Here is a 22,642-nt window from a genome sequence, read left to right as displayed (position 1 = left end):
CAAATTCACTTCACTTGCCAATAGTTATATAGCAGTGATCTGACGGACTAGTATGAGTGGTGACGGAAGTCCTTGGTTTCAAGATCATTATTGTATGAGGTGCTGCTGCTACTGCTGTGGTCGTATCCGTAGCCCAGAGGTGCGTCCCGGAACGGGTTATGTACATCTCCATACTCATCATAGGACGAATAGGAACTTCCTGAAGAACTGCTCTTCGTAGCCCCCTCAACCCATTTTCCGTCGCCTCCGACATAATATCCATCGACCCAGGTATCGGTTGCCATTGCCCCATCGCTGCCCATATAATAGTCTCCTACCCATTGGTCAGATGCCAGTGCTCCGCTGCCGGAAGCATAGTACCAGTCTCCGGTCTCGGGATGCTGATACCAGTTGTCCTGGACTAAGTACCCGGAATCATTGAACGCATACTTTTTCCCGCCTATTTCATAGATGCCATTGGACGGGAAACTTCCGTCACTGTTCCGGAACCACCATCCGCTGCTGTCCTCTACCCACTCTCCCGCAAAAGCGGTAAAGCACATAACACCGCCGAGCAGCAGAGCCATCACACCTGTCATAATTCCTTTTTTGATCATTTTAATCTCTCCCTTCTTCCGGCCATTTCTTCCGGATATTGAACTGTTGGTTTTTCTGCATCAAAAACTCATGTAATGCTATAGGGTCTTTCTATTCTCTATGGGAGGCCGGAGCCTGACCTTTATGAACCTATCTTACTCACCACAGGATCCTCAATGTTTGTGAGATTTATCGGATCGAGTTTCCCCAGATCGATATCATAATATAAGGTTTCCTTAAGTCCCTTTCCATAGCTCCAGTAGTATACATCTCCTCTGATGCGGATCGTGACCCGAACATTACCCGTTTTCCGGGACCTTTCGATACTGAATGTTGAGTAGTCTCCAAACGTGTCCACATAGGTATCATTTCTCTTTGGAGCGATACTGATCCTGTTCACCTTATATCCGTCCTTCCCGTCATATTCGCCATTCCAATACTTTGTTATGTCATGGGAGAACGGAGATGGAGAGCCTGTGAGATATCCTTTTATGATATACCAGTTCTCTTTTGTAACCTCCGGCGGATCATCTCCCGGAGCTCTGTTTGGATCATCAAAAGCGGTGCACGTTACTACCCTGCCGTTGAAAGTGAGGGCGGGATAGTTATAAATACTGTAAGTGTCAAAGCTCAACCCATTGCGGTAATCATTGAGCGGCGCAAGGGTAAACCTTACCTCTCCGTTGGGGAATACCTCTACAAGGTTGTTCTCCGGAGAACCGTCAATACGTAAATACTCCAGCATCAGCTGAAGCTGCGGGATCTCCTTTTTTCCATTCACGGTGATATATACATCCGTGACGCGGGTCCCGTCCTTCGGATCGATCTTCGGGATCTCGATATCGGCCTTTACTTCCTTACCGGAATTCAAGTCTTTAAAGACCATCTTCTTCGGAGCGCCCATCATCATGTAGTGGTAGTAGGTACAGCGAAAAACGATATCACTTTTCTTGTTTGCCTGAGGCAGGAAGCCCGGCGTATACGGCCAGTAATTGCGAACGGAATTCTCGCTTCCGTCACTGTCGATGGGCAGGAATACAGGTCTGTCTGCTCCTTCAAACCACATAGGTGTCTTGAACTTGTCATCAAATATGCTTTCCCCATCAGGAAGGGAACGATACTTACGGTTGGAATTGATGCTCTGCCAGTCTACGCAGTATACGGAATCGGCAAATGTCTTCCCACTGCCAACTGCCTCGTCGATCACGTGGAATACCAGGGTTCTGTTCAGTATCGGCAGAACCTCCTTTTCCATCTTCTGCATCACAACATCACAGGCCTTCCTCTGATATCTGTAGGTGACATTATCAAGGATACCAACTGTATCGACTCTTAACTTTTTAATATAGGAATCAGAAATCCTGATCTGCTCCCGTGCCTGCAGATTGTAGGGATCCTTTCCGAGATACTTGTACTCATCAAGGAATTTATACCTTGGCCCCTGTCCGCGGGCTCCCTGGGTCTCCTTCACCGGCAGCTTCCAGAAGGCACCGGCTACAGAACGGTAAAAATCATCGAAAATGGTCTCAAGCTGTTCCGGCTGATCTGCATAGAGTTCCATCAGCTTGGAAAATGCAGCTGCAAACCCCTTGTAGGTATCTGTACGAAGACCTTTTTTTGAGTTAATGAAGCTACTGAACTCCTTGAACCTCTTGTCATCCATATTGACAGGTTTTTCCATAAGGGCTACGTGATAGTCATCTTGAGCAGCCTTACTGAACTCCTCAGAATCGTAATACAGAGTCACTCCGGCATCCTGATAGAAGCGCCGGTATACCTCTCCCTCATCCGGATAGTACTGTTTATACCATTCATCAACTCCTTCAGTGATATATTCATTGTATTTTATGGAATATGCCGTGAGTGCCAGCCCGATCACAGCCATGACCGGGTTCAGTACTTCGGGGGTGAAGGTTCCCACAACTCCTGTCGAGGTGCTGAAAAGATCCAGCTTATGCTCCTTGACGGTATCCCAAAGTGCCTGGGAATAGGAGTTCGTGGTTTTATCCAGGGCTTCTGCCCGGATCTTATAGCCTGTAAGGATGACGTCGAGCATCGTCATGACCTGACCTATTTGTTCCGGCCATAGTTTTGTTTCAGGGACTTTTTTTGCAGCCGCTGCTGCTTTGTTCGTGGAAGGCACTTTATCGTAACGAAGTCCCGCATTTACCTGAAATGCCCCTTCAGCGATTCCGTAATCACCCACAGCTTCCGCCAGGATATCGGCGGCAGGATGATAACCTTCCTCGGTCATTGCGGAGCGATCCCTCGCCGTTTTCGTCAGCAGTGCCATGCTGCGGTGAAGGTCTTTTACATCTTCCAGGGTTCTGTTCTGAAACAAGTTCCACATGCGTTCGTAGTCGATCCGCACCGACTCTTCCATGCGCCTGTTCTTATGACGGTTTTCTATAAATATTCCATGCTTCAGATCAAGGCGCCTGCCGTCATCGACGATCAGGTCAAGCCGCTTTTCATCAAAGATATACTTCTTTCCGAAGAGACTGAAATGATCTGTATAGATGATATAGTTCTTTCCGTCCTCACTGACCTCGCTATAGATATCCTCCCATCTGCCGGTCTCAGCATTGTACCAGACACAGCCTGTGCTTCCGTCGTTCCCGCGAGGGATGGTGATACGGATATCACTGTCAAACTCATGTGTACCGGAAGCCAGCGAGAAATCATAAGCCTTGATGGACCAGCCGTCCTTTCCCTGAGTGAGTTTCGGAAGGTCACGGACTTCGATGCGGTCTCCCGCTGCTTCCAGCTCCCAGGAAGGGATATCTACACTCACTTCTCCAAGTACCACACTTCCCTGATTTGGGATCACGTCAGCAGACTGTAAAGGAGCTTCTTCCAACTGAGCGGAGGTATACCGAAGCGGGATCTCACCTGCTGAAAGAGCCATGGGATCAGCCAAGTCATCATAAACCATACCGTCCCCTGCACCGTTGGCAGATACTGAATCTCCACCTGCATCTTTACCGGTTTTTTTTCCTGTTGTTTGGTAGGTGCTTCCAATGTCTTCGGGTCTTCCTTTCTTTACAAGGAATCCCGGATACTTAAAAGCCGTCACAACAAAAATCGCGGCTATCAGCACTCCTGCAAGAATACGTTTCCGGCTGTCTTTTCCGGATGCTGCAGGATGTGCCTGCCTTACCTTTTTTTCAGTTTTGAATGCCTCATGCTTTTGAGTTTTGACCCCGCCCCCGGCAGCTACCGTGAAGTGATACCCGCAGTACCGGCAGAACTTAGCTTCTGCCGCGTTTTCTTTTCCGCAGGATCTGCAATATTTGATCGGCCTGACACGGCTTCGATCAGGATCGGAAGTCTTCATAAATTCAGTGCCGCAGGTCGGACAGAATATCGCCTCTGCCGGCGACTGCATACCGCACTTACGACAGTATTTCATCTTTCCAGCCATAGTAGGATTCCTTTTTTAGAGCTGATCTCTGCACCGGACTGTTTCATCCGGATACGGACCGGCGCTTCACGATATCACCGTTTCACTTTTCTGTCTGGTCTTTTCTGACAGGATCAGCTGAAACTCAAGTTCTGGTTTTCATATACATCAGGGACTGTCTCGACGACATAAGTTCCCTAAATTAATTATAAGCTTTTTGCCTCTTTCACGAAGTGTGCCAAAATCATATGCAATGCATCTTTCGTTTGTCACGCTTGTGTAGTATTCTTGACTAAAGAAGTAGCTGGCATGGAATTGCTTTTCATCACCATTTGTGATGCGGCCGGCTTGCGGAAAGGAGAGACTATCATGTTTTTTGCCAGGATCAACGAACTGTTCCAATGCTTAGGAGCAAAAAACGGTCAGGTGGCAAAGCTTGCCGGATTTGACCGGACCAATATAAGTCGTCTGCGAAGCTCTGCCCGGATCCCCGGTAGAACCGGTCCGACGATACGGAAACTTGTCACAGGGCTGTATCTCTATGCAGATAATCGTAATGAACTTGATATACTCTGTGGATGTATCGGTGCAGATCCGGGTGAAAACGCAGATGAGATCAAAGATAAGATAAGGGACTGGCTCTACGAAGGAGAGCCGGTAAATGTGAAAAAAGATGCTGCGTCGCCGGTGCCTCCAAAGGTCATAAAAAAACCAAAGCCGGTCTATCATTTCTTCGGGGAACGTCTGGATGCGGTGATGAAGCTGACGGATCTGTCCAATGCCCGTTTCAGTCATTATATCCATATGGATGCATCCATGGTCAGCCGCTTCAGGACAGGGGTACGTACTCCCGTTCCGGAGAGCAATGTAACTGCAAGGATTTCTTCTGTTCTCTATGAAAGAGCAGCCGCCGGAGGAAAACTCAGTGGTCTTGCCGGGCTCATGGGTATCTCTGCCGATATGATCGATGAAGAAGCCATCTCCGCCTGGCTGTTTGATGACGGATATATCACTGACCGGGATGCCGGTATCGCGGAAAGCCTGCTGGGTTTTTTTGACACCTTTTCCACAGAGACTCAACTTTCCCTTCCGGCACCGGAAGAAACCGTCCCGGAAGAGATCATCCGGTCGGAACAAACCGAATACTTCGGAAGAGAAGGAATACGAAGCGCAGTCCTGCGATTTCTTTTCGATGCATGGAGAGATAAAGCCGGACTGCTATTACTGTATTCGGATGAAGATCAGTCGTGGCTTACCGGAGACAAAGGTTACCTTATGCGCTGGGCAGCCCTTATGAGTGCCTGTGTCAAAAACGGTACAAGGGTACGGATCATTCACAATGTAGAACGTGATCTTTCAGAGATGACGGACGCCATCAAAAGCTGGCTGCCGCTCTATATGTCCGGCATGGTAGAGTCCCGATACAGCACCCGGAAACGAAACCCGAGATTCTCTCATACCGTTTTCCTCTGCCCGGGGAAAGCCTGTATAGAAGCTTTTCACCCCATCGGTACGGAAGCGTCAGGGGTTTATCATTACTATACGGACCCGCATATACTGGAAGTTTGTCTGTCGGGATTTGAAAGTATGCTGGAGAATGCGCAGCCCCTTTTGAAAGTTCCTGCCGCACCGGCAGCTGAAGGCGATTCGGAACTCACGGTTATTCAGAGCGGTCTGTCCCTTGCGACTATGTCGGAAGAACTGGTTAGTTCTTTTGATGAACCGGCACTGTATGAAAAATGGAAGGCTCTTCGGGATACAATGTTTTTGAGGCTTGAAAAAGCAAGGGTGAACGAGTGTGTCACACTTGCTGATGATGAAGAGCTGTTTTCCGGAAAAGTACGGATCGGGGAGCAAAACGGGATCAGTGAACTCTTCTATACTCCGAAGCAATATTCCATGCACCTTCGGAATATCATCCGGTTGTCAGAGATATATCCTAACTACCGCCTGTATATCCTTCCGGAAACGCCATTTCCCAATATGAAACTGATGATCACTGAAGACAGTGCAAGTATCATCCACGGGAAAAAGCCGGAGCTTTCCTTTGGGTTTACTCACCCACTCATGTGCCGGGCCTTCCTAAGCTATGCAGAAGCTCTGATGCAGCAGTACCGGATGGACAGGAATACCCTCAGAAAGACCCTGGAAGCAAAGTGCATTTAAGGGACATCTGCAGTTAGTATTCATATGCAAAAGAAATACCGTGTATGACCAAAAGAATACTTCATATCTTACTCTTTTGAAATCATACACGGTATTTAATCTCAAACTACAGGCGGTTTTCCTTGAAGAACTTTACTGTGAACAGTAACAAGTCAAGGTTTTTCCTGTTTTTTGATATGAATATAAAATCCTGTACAAATGATAACACTGAGAAGCGATCCTGCGGGTGCTGCAAGTCCCATGGCGTAAAGTGTATCCGGAAACAGCTTCGTGGCAAGCCATGCTCCCGGCACCCGCACCAGGATGACCGATACCAGATTGTGAATGAAGCTGAGTACAGACCTGTTGCAGGCACTGAAGAATCCGGAAAACGAAAAATGCACTCCCGCTATGGCGCAATCAATGACGTAGGTTCTCATGTACTGCACCGCGTACTCCTTTACCACCGGGTCATCAGTGAACATTCCGAAGAACAGGGGTGATATAAACTGGAAAAGAACCGCAAAGAAATCACCTATGGAGAAAGACATTATCACACCATATTTCAGGGTCTTTCCCGCCCTCTCAAGGTCTCCTGCCCCCACGGACTGGGCCACGATGGTAGAAACAGTGGAAAGCATAGCGGAAGGCACCAGGAACAGGAAGCTGATGGTCTTTTCCACGATGCCCACCGCTGCGGAAATGTCTACACCACGCTGATTGGCTATAACTGTGATCACGAGGAAGGAAATCTGTATGAATCCGTCCTGAAACGAAATGGGAACCCCCACTCCCAGAATCTTTTCAAGTACAAATCTATCAAGGTAAAGATCCGTCAGCTGGATCTCAAACAGCTTCTTTTTTATTATAGCCGCAAATGCTATGACGACGCTCACTGCCTGGGCAAGGATAGTACCGTAGGCCGCACCTGCTGCACCCATGTGCATAGGTCCCATAAAAAGGATGTCCAGAATAATGTTTACAAAGCAGGCTATGGTGATAAATATCAGCGGACTTTTGGAATCTCCCATGCCTCTGAAAACAGAACTCAGTACATTGTAGGCAATTATGAAGGGAATTCCTGTGAAGCAGATCTGAAGATAACTTACGGTTCCAGGTACAGCCTCAGCCGGTGTTGACAGCACAGAAACTATCGGATGTATGCAGATATTCAGGAGCACCGTCACAACCACCGCTGTCACAGCAAAAAATGTGATGGTATTTCCTATAGCCTTGTTGATCCTTCTCTCATCCTCCGCACCCACATACTGACCTATCATGACAGTAGAGCCCATGGCAAGCCCCACAAGCATTACCGTCACCATATGCATTACCTGCGAGCCGATGGATACGGCGGATATGACATCTGCGCCATTATACTGCCCTGCAATAAGAAGATCCGCAAGTCCGTATAGCGTCTGCAGGAAATAACTGAGCAGATACGGAAGCGAGAACCATATCATGTTGTGAAGAAGGTTTCCCTTTGAAAGATTATGTTGAGCCATGTTGTCTACCTCAAAAAAGCGTCTGTTCCAACAATTTTAAGGAACAAACGCTTTTTTCACAATATCATTTTCTCTATATCAGTTATTCTTTCAGTTCAGCCGGTGGACCACTGACTCCGTCCCCTTGGTCCATCTACCGATAAACCACTAACTCCGTCCCACTGATCCTTCGGCCGAAATTTTACATATTTGTAACTATCCTTCCGTTTTCACGGATGACTCTGATTGCAGCCTCTCTTCTTGTGATGGAGGCATTCATGGCCTCTTTTTCCAGATATTTATGAGCCTCGGGTTCTGTCATGCCGCATCTTTCGATAAGCAGGCATTTGGCCCTGGTCACATATCTCTCATCTTCAAGCTTTCGCTGCAGCTTCTGATTATCATTTAAAATCCTTTGCACTTTACGACTTACCGTGCAAAGCATCTCTACTGATGATGTGAACAATGCCGGATTTACAGGTCTCGCCATAACCATGATGCCTGAATCTCCTGACCGGTAAAGAACCTCCTGGTAAACATCTTTGTTTACAAGCATCAGTATACTCATGGCCTGATATTTTGCTGCGATTTCCAGTGCAGCCTGAAGACCAAACTCATCAGGAAGAGGAGTATAAATGATCAATAAATCAAAACTCTCCTCCATAAGCTTTTGCTTAACCTTTGTCATGGACGGCTGATATGACAACTTGCCAAATCCCGAGGGCAGGATCCCTTTGATCTGAGTCGCCACTTTTTCCATGGCAGCCGCAATCAGCAAACTGCTCCCTTTTTCTGCTCTCTCCATGTTAATCTCCCTAAACGATACTTTTGCAGTACCAAGAATCCTAAAACTATCAGTTCATACGCCCGAAATATGATTCCGGACTTCTCATTCCCCGGTCCTGACTCCGGGAGTTTCAACTTAGATGCCTATGCCGCCATTGGCATCACCAAATATAAATTCTAGACTTCCTCACCGGAATATGCTGCGAGATATCCTTCCGGAATAAGTGTTCTTACAAATTCCGAGTTTCTTGCATAGGCGATGGCTTCATCAAGGGACTGTGGCAGTCTCTTCAGTTTATCGGTGATGGAAGTGTCTGCCTTAAAGAGATTTACATCCAAAGGCTCCATTGGCTCAAGCTTTCTCTCAATGCCGTCGATTCCTGCGTATATAAGGAGCATAAACGCAAGATAAGGATTTGCAGTGGGATCCGGTGATCTGAGCTCAATTCTCTTTTGATCTGATCTTGTGGCAGGGATACGGATAAGCTGTGAACGGTTTTCGGCTGACCAGCTTACATACTTTGGCGCCTTCATATCTCCCAGTCTCTCGTAGCTCTCTCTTTTTGGATTGAGAAAAAGAGTGATTTCACGAATATGTTCAAGTATGCCCGCCATAAAGTTATCGGTATAATCCTTACCGTCCCTGGATCTTACGGAAATGTTTATATGCATACCGTTTCCCGGCTCGTTGGTAAGGGGCTTCGGACTGAAATCTGCCCAAACGCCATCCGAATTCGCTATGGACTTTACCACCCACTTGAAGGTAGAGGCATTATCCGCAGCCTCAAGAGGCTCTGCATAACGGAAATCCACTTCATTCTGTCCCGGACCCATTTCGTGGTGGCTGGCCTCGGGTCTGATACCCATGTCAACCAGGGCAAAGCTTATTTCTCTCCGGATGTTCTCACCGTGATCCTCAGGCGCTATATCCATGTAGCCTGCATTATCCTGAGGTATCTTGGTGGGATTACCATTTTCATCAAGCTTGAAGATGTAAAACTCCACCTCTGTGCCAATGTTTATTATGAATCCTTTATCTTCGGCCATTCTTACTGCCTGCTTCAGGAGCCAGCGGCTGTCTCTCTGGAATGTGCTGCCATCCGGATACTCTATGTCGCAGAACATTTTTGCAACTCTTCCGTCTATGGGTCTCCAGGGAACTATGGAAAGAGTCGTGGGATCCGGTCTCAGGAAAAGATCTGAGTGAACCTCTGCACCGAAGCCCGCTACGGAGCTTGCGTCAATGCTTATACCTTCGGAAAATGCCCTCCTGAGCTCGTCTGGCATTATAGCTATATTCTTCTGAACTCCAAATACATCAAAATATGCGAGTCTGATAAATTTGACATTTTCGTCTTCGACAAATTCAAGAACCTCTTCGTATGAATTCATTTTTTCCACCTCGAATTTTTCATAAGTACTGAATATTTTATTACTGAAATTCATTGCAGTAAACTCGCTTTTCTTAAAATACTGCCAGCCGACGGACCATGGGGACGGGGTCGGTGATCCATTTTGTGTCGCACCTTGGGGACGGGGTCGGTGGTCCATCAGCTGATCTGTTACTTTCAGATGTTCTCCTGATTTTTTAATGCAGCCTCAATAAGTCCCCTGAAAAGAGGGTGTGCTTTATTGGGTCGTGATTTAAATTCAGGGTGTGCCTGGGTAGCAACAAAATAGGGATGCTCCTTAAGTTCGATCATCTCAACTATATGGCCGTCCGGAGACTGTCCGACCAGCATCATTCCTGCTGATTCCAGATCTTCCCTGTAATCATTGTTAACTTCATATCTGTGTCTGTGACGCTCGGTTATGGAGGTGGTTCCGTAAAGTCTTTCCGACTTTGAACCCGCTCTCAGCTCACAGGGATAGGATCCGAGACGCATGGTTCCTCCAAGGTCTGTGACTGTTTTCTGTTCAGGCATAAGATCGATGACAGGATGTGTGGTCTCCGGCTGAAATTCCGTGGAGTCTGCATCCTTCCAGCCAAGAACATTTCTGGCAAATTCTATGATGGAGATCTGCATTCCGAGACAGATTCCGAGATAAGGTATCTTATTCTCACGGGCATACTGCGCCGACATAATCATGCCTTCGATTCCGCGCTGACCGAACCCGCCCGGGATGAGGATGCCGTTAACCCCCTTTAATAAAGTGGCTGCTCCCTCCTTTTCAACCTCTTCGGAATCCACCCAGCGGATGTTTACCTTTGCATTATTCGCGATGGCACCGTGCTTCAGGGATTCCGCAACGGAAAGGTAGGCATCGTGAAGCTGTGTGTACTTGCCGACGATGGCAATGACGGTTTCCTTTTCAGGATGGCGAAGATTCTCTACCATTGCCCTCCAGGAAGTAAGGTCCGGTTCGGGGCATGGGAGGTGTAGACATTCGCACACTGACTGTGCAAGGTGCTCACGCTCCATGAGAAGGGGAACCTCGTAAATAAACTCGGCATTTGTGCTCTGAAGCACGTGATTTGAAGGTACGTTACAGAACATACCGATCTTCTCTCTGATGTCCTTGGGGATCGGATACTCGGTGCGGCATACAAGGATGTCCGGCTGAAGTCCGAGACGCTGAAGCTCACGAACGCTCATCTGTGTGGGCTTTGTCTTAAGCTCCTCGGAGGCATGAAGATATGGTACGAGAGTCACGTGTATCATGATGGCATTTTCACGTCCGATATCATGCTGGAACTGACGGATGGCCTCAAGGAAGGGCTGGGACTCGATATCTCCCACTGTGCCGCCTACCTCAATGATGGCAATGCGGTCCTCGGAAGGATCTGTTGAGCGATAGAAATCGGACTTTATTTCATTTGTGATGTGAGGGATGACCTGAACTGTGTGGCCTTCGTACTCTCCGTGACGCTCCTTGTTGAGAACAGACCAGTAAACCTTTCCGGAGGTTATATTGGAACGGTGATCCAGGGACTCGTCAATGAAACGCTCATAGTGACCGAGATCAAGATCCGTCTCGGTACCATCATCGGTTACAAAAACCTCACCATGCTGGATGGGGTTCATGGTACCCGGGTCAATGTTTATGTATGGATCAAATTTCTGCATGGTTGCCTTGTAGCCCCTTGCCTTGAGAAGCCTTCCAAGAGAAGCTGCAGTAATGCCCTTTCCGAGTCCTGAAACTACACCGCCGGTTACAAAAATGTACTTGATCATAGAGTCCCCTTTCATAATACAAGCATAAATCCACGCATTTCTCCGCTTACGCTTACGCAATACCAAGCTCACACAATGCCTGGAAATCTCAGATTCGGATTTATACACAAAAAAAGAGGTGACAGTGGCGGGGACACTTTCCATTGCCCCCGTGACGCCCTTGTCACCTCCTGATATTTATAAAAAACATGAAGATGATACAATCAAAACAGGAATTTGTAAATAGGGTTTTTACTATTTATTTTAGGTTTATAAATCGGTCGCTCCTTGACCTATAATTTGTTTTTAGAGATATAGGTCATATAGAATCAAGATCTTCATTGACTCATATTCTGTTTTTTGGAATATAGGTCATTCAAAATCAGGTTCTTCATTGACTCATATTCTGTTTTTTTGGAATATAGGTCATTCAGAATCAGGTTCTTCATTGACTCATATTCTGTTTTTGGAGATATAGGTCATTCAGAATCAGGTTCTTCATTGACTCATATTCTGTTTTTGGAGATATAGGTCATTCAGAAAAGGTCTGACCTCCCCTATACCCCTCCTCAGTTCAGCCCTTTAGCTAAACAGCAGCTTAAAGGCTTCCATTTCCGCATCCTGGGGTGATGAACCGCTGTCCTCAAAATGATTTACAGCGTCCTGCACCTTCTGGTAATCGTTCGGAACTATCTTCTTGAAGCTCGGAAGGAATCTGTCGAAGTTCTCAAGTATATCCTTTCCAAGCTCGGAGCCGGTCTCCTGAACATAGTCCTTAAGTATGGCCTTAAGTTCCTTCACGTCATATCTTTCCGTCACCTCCCGGAGCTGCACCATGTCCTTGTTGAGCTTCAGATACAGTGAATGATCTTCATCAAGAACATAGGCGATACCACCGGACATACCTGCCGCAAAATTCTTTCCGGTGTGTCCGAGGATAACTGCCCGGCCGCCGGTCATGTACTCAAGACCGTGGTCTCCGCAGCCCTCAGCCACCGCAGTAGCTCCGGAGTTTCTCACGCAGAAACGTTCTCCGGCTATACCTTCAACATAACACTTTCCGGAAGTAGCGCCATAAAGCGCCACGTTACCGATGATAATGTTTTCGGACGGACGGAAAGCCCTTCCTTTAGGCGGTGTCACGATCAGCTTTCCGCCGCTCAGTCCCTTTCCGAAGCCGTCATTTGCATCACCGTGAAGTCTGATGGTGAGCCCCTTGGGAATGAAGGCACCGAAGGACTGTCCTCCGCCGCCGTAGGCTTCAACCACAAAAGTGTCATCCTGAAGCTCCTGTGTCTTTGTGCCCATCCAGTAGTTGTCGGTGATCTCAGAGCCCAGGATGGTTCCGAAGGTACGGTTTGTACTTGAAACCTTGACCTTCTCCTCGTGATGCTCACCCTTCTCTAGAGCCCCCTTAAACTTAGGCAGGAGCACGTCTTCGTCCAATGTCTTCTCCAGATGGAAATCGTAAACATGTTCCGGATCAAAATGACGTACATTCTCGGGAAGACTTGCAAACTCAGGATCGAGTATGGCTGAAAGATCAACCTTTTTGGCACGGTCGGTAACATTGGCACGCTCCTCGGAAAAAGTCAGGCAGTCGGTACGTCCAACCATCTCCTGCACAGTTCTGAAGCCAAGCTCTGCCATGATTTCCCGAAGCTCCTCTGCTATAAACCTCATGAAGTTCATAACATACTCCGGCTTGCCCCTGAACTTTGCACGAAGCCTGTCGTTCTGGGTGGCAACTCCGAAGGGGCAGGTATCTTTATGACAGACTCTCATCATCATACATCCCATGCTCACAAGAGCCGTTGTGGCAAAGCCGTACTCCTCGGCACCGAGAAGTGCTGCGATGGCAACATCACGACCGGTCATAAGCTTACCATCCGTCTCCAGCATTACCCTGTTGCGAAGTCCGTTACGGATAAGTGTCTGGTGAGCCTCAGTGATTCCCAGCTCCCAGGGAAGTCCCGCATGATGAATGGAAGTCATGGGGGCCGCACCGGTTCCTCCGTCATAACCAGAGATCAGGATGACCTGGGCACCTGCCTTGGCAACACCGCAGGCGATGGTTCCTACGCCGTTTTCGGAAACCAGCTTCACCGAAATCCTTGCACGGCGGTTTGCATTCTTAAGATCATAAATAAGCTGCGCCAGATCCTCGATACTGTAGATATCGTGATGAGGCGGCGGTGAGATCAGGGATACACCGGGAGTTGAAAATCTGGTCTTTGCGATCCAGGGGTAAACCTTCTTTCCCGGAAGATGTCCGCCTTCGCCCGGCTTTGCGCCCTGAGCCATCTTTATCTGTATCTCACTTGCGGAATTAAGATAGGATCCCGTAACGCCGAAACGTCCCGAGGCCACCTGCTTTATGGCAGAATTCCTCTCTGTTCCGTATCTTGAAGGATCCTCTCCGCCTTCGCCCGAATTTGACTTTCCGCCAAGGCGGTTCATGGCAACGGCCATAGTCTCATGGGCTTCCAGAGATATGGAGCCGTAAGACATTGCACCTGTCTTGAAACGCTTCACGATGGACTCCACCGGCTCAACCTCACTGAGAGGAACCGGCTTATTCTTCGGAGCGAATTCCATGATGCCTCGAAGGGCATGGGGAATAGGTGCATCATCTATCATGGCGCTGTATTCCTTAAACCTCTTGTAGTCCCCCTTCTGCACTGCCTGCTGCAGTGCCTTTATGGTCTTTGGAGTATAAAGGTGTTCATCCTTATCTTTAACATTGCAGAAATTTGCCATCCTCAGCTTCTGAAGCTTTTCATTTTCCTCCCCGGAAGCCTCTAAAGAGATCTTCCTATTCTTAAGGGCGGGTACACTGTAAAACATTGACTCATCCCCATCTGCCCCATTGAGTCCCAGAGGATCAAAGGCCAGCTCATGCCTCCAGTTTACGCCTTCGGATATTTCTTTTATGCCGATGCCTCCTACCCTTGAAACAGTGCCTGTAAAATACTTGTCCGTAAACTCACGGCTAAGCCCGATGGCTTCAAATATCTTCGCCGACTGGTAGGACTGGATGGTGGATATACCCATCTTCGCCGAAATCTTTACTATGCCGTGGAGGACCGCCTTGTTGTAGTCTTCGATAGCGGTATGTGTGTCCTTGTCGAGATATCCTTCATCGATGATCTCGGCTATACACTCATGTGCGAGATATGGATTGATGGCACGGGCGCCAAAGCCAAGGATCGCCGCAAACTGATGAACGTCTCTCGGCTCTGCGGACTCAAGTATCAGGGAAACCGCAGTCCTCTTCTTTGTAAGCACCAGATGCTGCTCGACGGAGCTCACAGCAAGCAGCGAAGGGATGGCAACGTGGTTTTCATCAACTCCCCTGTCACTGAGGATGATAATGTTGCAGCCTCTCTGATAGGCACGGTCCACAGTGATATTTAACTGCTGGAGGGCTCTTTCAAGAGAAGTATTCTGGTAGTAAAGCAGCGACACAACAGCTGACTTGAAGCCAGGAGCTGAAAGCTCTTTTATCTTCAAAAGCTCTACTCCCGTAAGAATAGGATTTGTTATCTCCAGAACCCGGCAGTTCTCCGCCTTTTCCTGAAGGAGATTTCCGTCAGAACCAAGATAAACTGTAGTATCCGTAACCACTTTTTCACGAAGTGAATCGATGGGCGGATTTGTAACCTGGGCAAAAAGCTGCTTAAAGTATCTGAACAAAAGCTGATGTTTATTGTCAAGCACCGCAAGAGGCGTGTCATGTCCCATGGAGGCCGTATCCTCCACACCATTCTGCGCCATGGGAAGGATTATGGACTTCACATCCTCATGAGTATATCCAAAAGCCTTGTAAAGCTTGTCTCTCTGCTCCCTGTCATGGGTTTCCACCTTGTGGTTAGGGATCCTGATATCCTCAAGATGCAGAAGATTTCTGTCAAGCCACTCTCCGTAAGGATTCTTCTCGGCATAATGCTTCTTTATCTCGGAATCCGATACTATCCTTTTCTGTCTGGTATCCACAAGGAGCATACGCCCGGGCTGAAGTCTTGACTTATCTACGATATGCTTTGAGTCAATGTCAAGAACTCCCACTTCAGAGGCAAGGATCAGTCTGTTATCGTCGGTGATGTAGTATCTCGAGGGTCTCAGACCGTTTCTGTCAAGGGTTGCTCCCACCACATCCCCGTCGGAAAAAATGATGGCTGCGGGACCGTCCCAGGGCTCCATCATGGTGGCATAGTAATGATAGAAATCCCTCTTCTCATGATCCATAAACCTGTTATGCTTCCAGGGCTCGGGAATGGTCACAGTCATGGCAAGAGGAAGCTCCATACCGTTCATATACATGAATTCCAAAGTATTGTCCAGCATGGAGGAATCGGAACCGTTTCGCTCCACCACCGGGAATATCTTCTCAACCTCCTTGTCAAGGAAGGGACTCTGCATGGTTTCTTCACGGGCCAGCATCCTGTCAATGTTTCCCTTGATGGTATTGATCTCTCCGTTATGGGCAAGCATGCGGTAGGGGTGGGCACGATCCCAGCTGGGAGTTGTATTTGTTGAGAATCTAGAGTGAACGATGGCTATGGCAGTCTTGTAATCGGGATCCCTCAGATCATCATAGAAAGCACGAAGCTGTCCCACCAGAAACATTCCCTTATATACGATGGTTCTGGAGCTCAGAGAACAGATATAGGTGTCCTCAGAGGACTGCTCGAACTCACGTCTCTGAACATATAATCTTCTGTCAAAATCAATGCCTCTCTCCACTCCCCCAGGTCTTTCAATGAAGCACTGCTCTATACAGGGCATGCAGTCCAATGCTATCTTTCCCAGAATCTCGGGATGCGAGGGAACCGGTCTCCAGCCAAGGACCGTGAGCCCGTTCTTTTTTGCGATGACTTCAAACATCCTTTTTGCGAAGGTTCTCTTCTTTTCATTCTCAGGGAAAAAGAACATTCCAACGCCGTAATCTCTTTCTTCTCTAAGCACGATTCCGGCTTCCTGTGCTGCCTTTTTAAAGAAATCATGACTTATCTGGAGAAGTATACCTACACCGTCTCCCACCTTACCTGTGGCATCCTTTCCGGCACGATGCTCCAGCTTTTCTACTATATGAAGGGCATCATCAAGAACCTTTCCGTCCTTTGTACCGTCAATGTTTACAACGGTTCCTATTCCGCAGGCATCGTTGCCGAGCTCCTCAGGGTGTCCTGAGGAAACCGGTCTCCATAATGTGTTGTGGCCGCGGAGTTCTTCCGGAACTATGAAGCAGTTACCGGCAGTTACATTGGCGGCCTCCTGATTTGTATTTTGATAATTCTCCATTTTTATTCTCCTCATCTGTTAACGCTGCTATTTAAACCTTAATAGCTGCCACGCCAACCCATTTGATGATTAACACCTTCAAGATATATCTGTTCATCACTTTTCCCATATCACTAAGGAATAAAAGTCCTATAGTACAAATCAAGCAGGAATGATACCGCCCACGATCAAAAAACAAGTCGTAGGCAGGCATCCACTCCTGCAGGATCTGCCCTGCAGCTATGCAGGAAATCTTTGTCTTATGTATGTTCTTATCTCAATGAGAAAAGAAGCTTTGAATAGGTCGGATATGGCAGGCAGCTCTCAGGGATCATGCTTTCTGCATGGTCAACATGTGCTCTAAGCTCCTCCATGTCGCTCAGTACCTTGTCATGGTAAGCTCTTGCCTGTGAAAGGCTGTCCCCGAGTCCCTCTGTAAAGTGAAGGTCTTTTTCCAGTTTCTCTATGCCCTTGCTTATCTCAACTGCCTCTGCATCAAGCTTTGCAAGGATGCCTGTTTCAATAGAGCAGACTGCATCTGAAAGCAGCTGTTTCTTGGAAAGTGCAGTAGCTGTAACCTCTGTCTGATATTTGAGAAGTCCCTCTGTAAAATCCTTCTTAACCATCTCAAGCATGGTCAAAGCCTCGATACGGATGGTCTTTGCGTAGTTCTCAAGGAATATCTCATATCTTGAATCTATCTCGGATTCGGTAAATACATGATGCTTTATGAAGAGCTGTTTGTTCTTCTCGGCAATAAGTCTCGGCATAGCTTCCGGAAGTGACTTAAGGTTAAAGAGACCTCTCCTCTCGGCTTCCTCTACCCACTCGTCTGTGTAGCCGTTTCCATTAAATACTATTCTTCTGTGCTCCTCAATGAGTTCCTTAATAAGCTTTCCGGCCTCTTCCTCGATGTTCTCAGGTGCTGTTCCTGAAAGTCTGTCTGCAATCTGATCGATAGCCTCGGCAACAGCGGTATTAAGGACGATGTTAGGGTCTGCAACTGAAAGTGAGGAACCGGGCATACGGAACTCGAACTTGTTTCCTGTAAATGCGAAAGGCGATGTTCTGTTACGGTCGGTGTTGTCCTTTCTGAAATGAGGAAGTACGTGTGCACCTGTTTCCATCTGGGCTGCAGCATCCGACTTGAAATCAGCCTCACCATTTTCGATGGATTCAAGTACCCTCTCGAGGGCATCACCTACATAAACGGAAACGATAGCCGGAGGTGCTTCGTTTGCGCCAAGTCTGTGATCATTACCGGCAGAAGCAACGGACACTCTCATGATATCCTGATACTCATCGATAGCCTTGATAATTGCAGCAAGGAAAAGCAGGAACTGAGTGTTCTTCTCAGGGTTCTTGCCGGGATCCAGAAGGTTCTCGCCCTCTGATGTGATCATTGACCAGTTGTTGTGCTTACCGGAGCCGTTGATTCCCTCAAATGGCTTTTCGTGAAGTAGACATGCGAAATTGTGCTTGTCGGCAACCTTCTTCATCATCTCCATGGTAAGCTGGTTATGGTCAACTGCAATGTTTGCAGTCTCAAATACAGGTGCAAGCTCATGCTGTGAAGGTGCAACCTCGTTATGCTTGGTCTTTGCCGGGATACCCAGTTTCCAGAGCTCCTCATCAAGGTCATGCATGAATGCTGAAACCTTTGGCTTCAGAACTCCGAAATAATGATCCTCCATTTCCTGTCCCTTTGGAGCAGGTGCACCGATAAGTGTACGTCCTGTAAGAAGAAGGTCTTCTCTCTCCTTGTAGAGATCCTTGTCGATAAGGAAATATTCCTGCTCTGAACCAACAGTCGTGTCAACTCTTGTAACTCCTGTTTTTCCGAGAACATGAAGAAGCTTTGTGGCAGATTCACTTAAAGTCTCCATGGATCTGAGAAGCGGAGTCTTCTTGTCGAGAGCTTCACCTGTGTATGCGCAGAATGCTGTCGGTATGTACAGTGTTCCGTCCTTTATAAATGCAGGAGAAGAAGGATCCCATGCAGTATATCCTCTTGCCTCAAAGGTAGCTCTCAAGCCTCCTGAAGGGAAGGATGATGCATCCGGCTCACCCTTTACAAGCTCCTTGCCGGAGAACTCCAGAAGTACTCCTCCGTCTGAGGTAGGGGTAATGAAACTGTCATGCTTCTCAGCTGTGAGTCCTGTCATAGGCTGGAACCAGTGAGTAAAATGGGTAGCTCCCATTTCCAATGCCCACTCCTTCATGGTTGCGGCAACAGTATTGGCTACATCTATTTCAAGATGTGAACCATTCTGTATGGTCTTGTGAACAGCCTTATAAATATCCTTAGGAAGTCTCTCCCTCATTATCTTGTCGTTAAATACAAGGCTTCCGTAAATGTCAGAAATTGTAGATGTACTCATAACTTCTCCTCCCTCATTGTAAACATATATGATCATCCTCTCAGGCATTCCCTAAGGTTTAAAAGCTGCCCGATACCGGACTTATATATAACGAAAAAGAGGACAGTGACACAGTTTTATATAACCGAACGCCATTGTCCTCTTTTGTTATTAAGTTGATTATTTAATTGTTAAAACATTATCCCACCGACAAATTTCTCGAATCTGTCCATGGCTTCCTTTGTATTCTCATGTGTAGAGAATGCCGTAAGTCTGAAAAAGTTCTCTCCGGATTTTCCGAAGCCGGCGCCGGGGGTTCCGACTACGTAAGCTTCTTTAAGGAGCCTGTCAAAGAAGTCCCAACCGTCCATATTTCCCGGACACTTTAACCATATATATGGAGAATTTTTGCCGCCGGTGTAGTAAATGCCAAGTTTGTCCATGGTATCTGTAATAATTTTTGCATTATCACGATAATACCTGATATTTTCTTCGATTTCTTTTTCACCATCCTTTGAGAATACAGCCTCTGCGCCTCTCTGGATGATATAGCTTACGCCGTTAAACTTTGTAGTCTGCCTGCGGAGCCACATTTTATTGAGATTTCCTTCACCTCTTGTAAGGGTATCGGGAACCACAGTATAACCGCATCTTGTCCCGGTGAAACCTGCTTTCTTTGAAAGGCTGCAAAACTCTATGGCTACGTCTCTTGCTCCCGGAATCTCGTAAATGCTGTGAGGGTAGTCACCGGTGATAAAGCATTCATAGGCTGCATCAAACAGGATTACGGAATCATTCTCTCTTGCGAAATCAACCCATTTCCGGAGTCCTTCTCTGTCATAAACCGCACCTGTCGGATTGTTGGGGCTGCAGAGGTAAATGATGTCTGCCTTGTATTCAGGTGCCGGAAGCGGGAGGAAGCCATTGTCCTCTGAAGACATTGCAAGGATTATCTTTCTTCCGTCCATCATGTTGGTGTCTACATATACCGGATAAACAGGATCTGTAACAAGGACAGTATTGTCTTTATCGAAAAGATCCAGTATGTTGCCAAGGTCTGACTTTGCACCGTCGGAAATGAATATTTCGTCAGGATTAAGTTCCACTCCAAATTTTGTATAGTAATTTCTGATAGCTTCCTTAAGGAAATCATATCCCTGTTCCGGTCCGTAACCTCTGAAGGTCTCCGGCTCTCCCATTTCCCTGGCTGCCTCCACCATAGCATTAACTACAGTTTTAGGAAGAGGTCTCGTCACATCTCCGATTCCCATGCGGATAAGCTTATCTGAAACCTCAGGATTTGATTCCTGCCAGGTACGGATGCGCCTTGCGATCTCAGAAAAAAGATAGCTCTCGTTAAGTTTTAAATAGTTCTCATTTATATTTGCAGACATTATGAATGCTCCTGTAATTTTGTTAATGCCGCATAAGTACCGCATATTGCCCGGCTTTCGCTCTTGCAATGCCTGACTTATACATTTAAAAAGGACAACACACCCCTGGTATCATAACCGGGACGCCGTTGTCCTTTGTCATCATTATACGAGACACAAATAGCTTGTCAAGAATATTTCGGATTGCAAAATTTCATATAAGCTATTCCACCGAGAAATCCACCTGAAGAAACACCGGGGAGAGTTTTCACCGGCGAGAACCCTCCCCGTGGTCTTCTTATTTTTTCCTTGACATTTATTATGTACTGCGCAATAATCACTAACCATAAAGACGGCAAAGATGTCGGTTTAATCACCGGGATCTTTGCCGCCTTTTTTGTTTTGTAAGTCCCCTGAAGTCAACATTGTTGTGGTAATAATACCAGGGACTTTTAACCTATTACTATTATTCAGGAGTATCAGCATATGTGTAGTATCATTGGTTTCTGTGATAAGCGCGCACAGTATGAGGTTGTAAAAACTGCGCTTCTTAAAACTACGTCCAGAGGGCCTGATGCCTCAAGGATCATCGACACAGGTAATGGTTTCCTTGGCTTTAATCGACTTTCTATCATGGGACTCAATGATGCCGGCATGCAGCCTTTTGAGCTGGATGGTTCCTTCATTGTATGTAACGGAGAAATCTACGGTTTCCGCAAATTAAGGGAAATGCTTATAAAGAAGGGTTACACCTTCAAGTCAGATTCCGACTGCGAGATCCTTCTGCCTCTTTATAAAGAGTTTGGAACAGATATGTTCCGAATGCTGGATGCAGAGTTTGCCATGGTTATCTATGATGCAGAAACCGGCTCCTACATCGCAGGAAGGGATCCCTTCGGAATCCGTCCCCTTTACTATGGAGAAACCACAGACGGTGTTCTCTCCTTCGCTTCCGAGCCCAAAAACCTTGTGGGGCTTTGCCATGAAGTTAAGCCATTCCCGCCGGGACACTACTACAAGGACGGCGAATTCATTTGCTACTATGATGTTTCCAAAGTAAATAAATATAATAAGCAGGATGATCTTGATGCCATCTCAAAAAACATTCATGACCTTCTTATAAAGGGTGTAGAGAAGCGTCTCGAAGCGGATGCTCCTGTCGGTTTCCTGCTTTCCGGAGGTCTCGACTCTTCTCTAGTTTGCGCTATTTCCGCAAAGCTTCTGAACAAGCCCATTGAAACCTATGCCATAGGTATGGACATTGACGCCATCGACCTTAAGTACGCAAGAGAAGTTGCGGATTACATCGGCTCGAACCACCACGAAGTGATAATCAACCGTAATGATGTTATAAATGCCATCGAGTCTGTTATTGAAGCCCTTGGAACCTACGATATCACAACCGTCAGAGCTTCCATAGGTATGTATCTCCTTTGTAAGGCTATCCATGAGCAGTCCGACATCCGTGTGCTTCTCACCGGTGAGATTTCAGACGAGCTTTTCGGCTACAAATACACAGACTTTGCCCCTTCTGCTGAGGAATTCCAAAAAGAAGCGGAAAAGCGTGTCCGTGAGCTCCATATGTACGATGTTCTTCGTGCAGACCGCTGCATCAGCGTAAACTCCCTGGAGGCCCGTGTACCTTTCGGCGATCTGGCATTTGCAGACTATGTGATGCATATCGATCCCGAAAAAAAGCTCAACACCTATAACAAGGGAAAATACCTCCTAGTATAGTAATGATGTAGTCATTAAGGACTACAGTTAATAGTTTCAATTTCCAAATCTAAGTAATGATTGAAGGGAGGATTCCCCTCTCATCAGATATCATCAAGGAGCTTAACTAACAGTTATACATGTCTGTAGCTCCCATATACTCCAGACAGATCAAAAGGTATATAATCATCGAGGCAGGATCATTGACGGTTCCTCCTTGGGAGCCAACTTCGGTTGGTGATACCTCGAACAAAGTCTGTCAGTCCATTCGGTGGTGATTTATGTTTTGGCTGGTTGGGAGCCTCAGGCTATACCTGTATAAGCCGCTAGGTTGCGTATCCACCCTGTGGGGAAATGGATG

The 22,642-nt window shown here is 47.1% G+C and carries 10 protein-coding genes and 1 pseudogene; 2 read left to right on the top strand and 9 right to left on the bottom strand.

Going from position 1 to position 22,642, the window contains the following annotated elements:
• Positions 1–47 precede the first annotated feature (47 nt).
• Both G625_RS22745 and G625_RS21240 read right to left on the bottom strand, forming a co-directional pair.
• Positions 48–596, bottom strand: coding sequence for a hypothetical protein (locus G625_RS22745; protein ID WP_049895824.1), 549 nt, complete (start codon positions 594–596; stop codon positions 48–50).
• Positions 597–718: 122 nt separating this feature from the next.
• The gene (locus tag G625_RS21240; RefSeq protein WP_029200918.1) at positions 719–4,000 is read right to left on the bottom strand and encodes a zinc ribbon domain-containing protein; all 3,282 of its coding nucleotides are present in this window, start codon (positions 3,998–4,000) and stop codon (positions 719–721) included.
• Between the two features lie 348 nt (positions 4,001–4,348).
• On the opposite strand from G625_RS21240, the gene G625_RS0109350 reads away from it, so the two are divergent.
• Positions 4,349–6,145, top strand: coding sequence for a hypothetical protein (locus tag G625_RS0109350; RefSeq protein WP_156885084.1), 1,797 nt, complete (start codon positions 4,349–4,351; stop codon positions 6,143–6,145).
• A gap of 152 nt (positions 6,146–6,297) precedes the next feature.
• Here the strand turns inward: G625_RS0109350 and G625_RS0109345 are convergent, their stop codons facing one another.
• The 7 genes from G625_RS0109345 to G625_RS0109315 all read right to left on the bottom strand — a co-directional run bounded on the left by G625_RS0109345 (position 6,298) and on the right by G625_RS0109315 (position 20,586).
• Complete coding sequence (locus G625_RS0109345) at positions 6,298–7,629, bottom strand: MATE family efflux transporter (protein ID WP_029200916.1); 1,332 nt, start codon at positions 7,627–7,629, stop codon at positions 6,298–6,300.
• Positions 7,630–7,810: 181 nt separating this feature from the next.
• The gene (locus G625_RS19200; protein ID WP_049895823.1) at positions 7,811–8,413 is read right to left on the bottom strand and encodes an ANTAR domain-containing response regulator; all 603 of its coding nucleotides are present in this window, start codon (positions 8,411–8,413) and stop codon (positions 7,811–7,813) included.
• Between the two features lie 158 nt (positions 8,414–8,571).
• Entirely contained in the window at positions 8,572–9,786 is a 1,215-nt protein-coding gene (locus tag G625_RS0109335; protein ID WP_029200915.1) for a glutamine synthetase family protein, read from the bottom strand.
• 176 nt (positions 9,787–9,962) lie between these two features.
• On the bottom strand, positions 9,963–11,570 hold the full coding sequence (locus G625_RS0109330; protein WP_029200914.1) for a CTP synthase: 1,608 nt from the start codon (positions 11,568–11,570) through the stop codon (positions 9,963–9,965).
• A 561-nt stretch (positions 11,571–12,131) separates the two neighbouring features.
• Positions 12,132–16,853 (bottom strand): glutamate synthase-related protein, encoded by a 4,722-nt coding sequence (locus G625_RS19195; protein WP_084152835.1) that lies wholly within the window; start codon positions 16,851–16,853, stop codon positions 12,132–12,134.
• A gap of 251 nt (positions 16,854–17,104) precedes the next feature.
• Positions 17,105–19,213, bottom strand: coding sequence for a glutamine synthetase III family protein (locus G625_RS0109320; RefSeq protein WP_029200913.1), 2,109 nt, complete (start codon positions 19,211–19,213; stop codon positions 17,105–17,107).
• A 170-nt stretch (positions 19,214–19,383) separates the two neighbouring features.
• Positions 19,384–20,586 (bottom strand): LL-diaminopimelate aminotransferase, encoded by a 1,203-nt coding sequence (locus G625_RS0109315; protein WP_029200912.1) that lies wholly within the window; start codon positions 20,584–20,586, stop codon positions 19,384–19,386.
• A 465-nt stretch (positions 20,587–21,051) separates the two neighbouring features.
• Here G625_RS0109315 and asnB point away from each other — a divergent pair.
• Positions 21,052–22,296 (top strand): annotated as a pseudogene (asnB, locus tag G625_RS19190) (asparagine synthase B); the annotation flags it as partial.
• Positions 22,297–22,642: the final 346 nt, after the last annotated feature.

The organism is Oribacterium sp. NK2B42, from assembly GCF_000424445.1.
Taxonomy (GTDB): domain Bacteria; phylum Bacillota; class Clostridia; order Lachnospirales; family Lachnospiraceae; genus Oribacterium.
Note: the sequence above shows the minus strand (reverse complement) of the source record. Positions and strands in the feature narration are given on the sequence as shown.

Coding starts and splice junctions, on each gene's coding strand:
- G625_RS0109330 (WP_029200914.1), bottom strand. CDS start 11,570: ATGATCAAGTACATTTTTGTAACCGGCGGTGTAGTTTCAGGACTCGGA.
- G625_RS21240 (WP_029200918.1), bottom strand. CDS start 4,000: ATGGCTGGAAAGATGAAATACTGTCGTAAGTGCGGTATGCAGTCGCCG.
- G625_RS0109350 (WP_156885084.1), top strand. CDS start 4,349: ATGTTTTTTGCCAGGATCAACGAACTGTTCCAATGCTTAGGAGCAAAA.
- G625_RS19200 (WP_049895823.1), bottom strand. CDS start 8,413: ATGGAGAGAGCAGAAAAAGGGAGCAGTTTGCTGATTGCGGCTGCCATG.
- G625_RS19195 (WP_084152835.1), bottom strand. CDS start 16,853: ATGGAGAATTATCAAAATACAAATCAGGAGGCCGCCAATGTAACTGCC.
- G625_RS0109320 (WP_029200913.1), bottom strand. CDS start 19,213: ATGAGTACATCTACAATTTCTGACATTTACGGAAGCCTTGTATTTAAC.
- G625_RS0109315 (WP_029200912.1), bottom strand. CDS start 20,586: ATGTCTGCAAATATAAATGAGAACTATTTAAAACTTAACGAGAGCTAT.
- G625_RS0109335 (WP_029200915.1), bottom strand. CDS start 9,786: ATGAATTCATACGAAGAGGTTCTTGAATTTGTCGAAGACGAAAATGTC.
- G625_RS0109345 (WP_029200916.1), bottom strand. CDS start 7,629: ATGGCTCAACATAATCTTTCAAAGGGAAACCTTCTTCACAACATGATA.
- G625_RS22745 (WP_049895824.1), bottom strand. CDS start 596: ATGATCAAAAAAGGAATTATGACAGGTGTGATGGCTCTGCTGCTCGGC.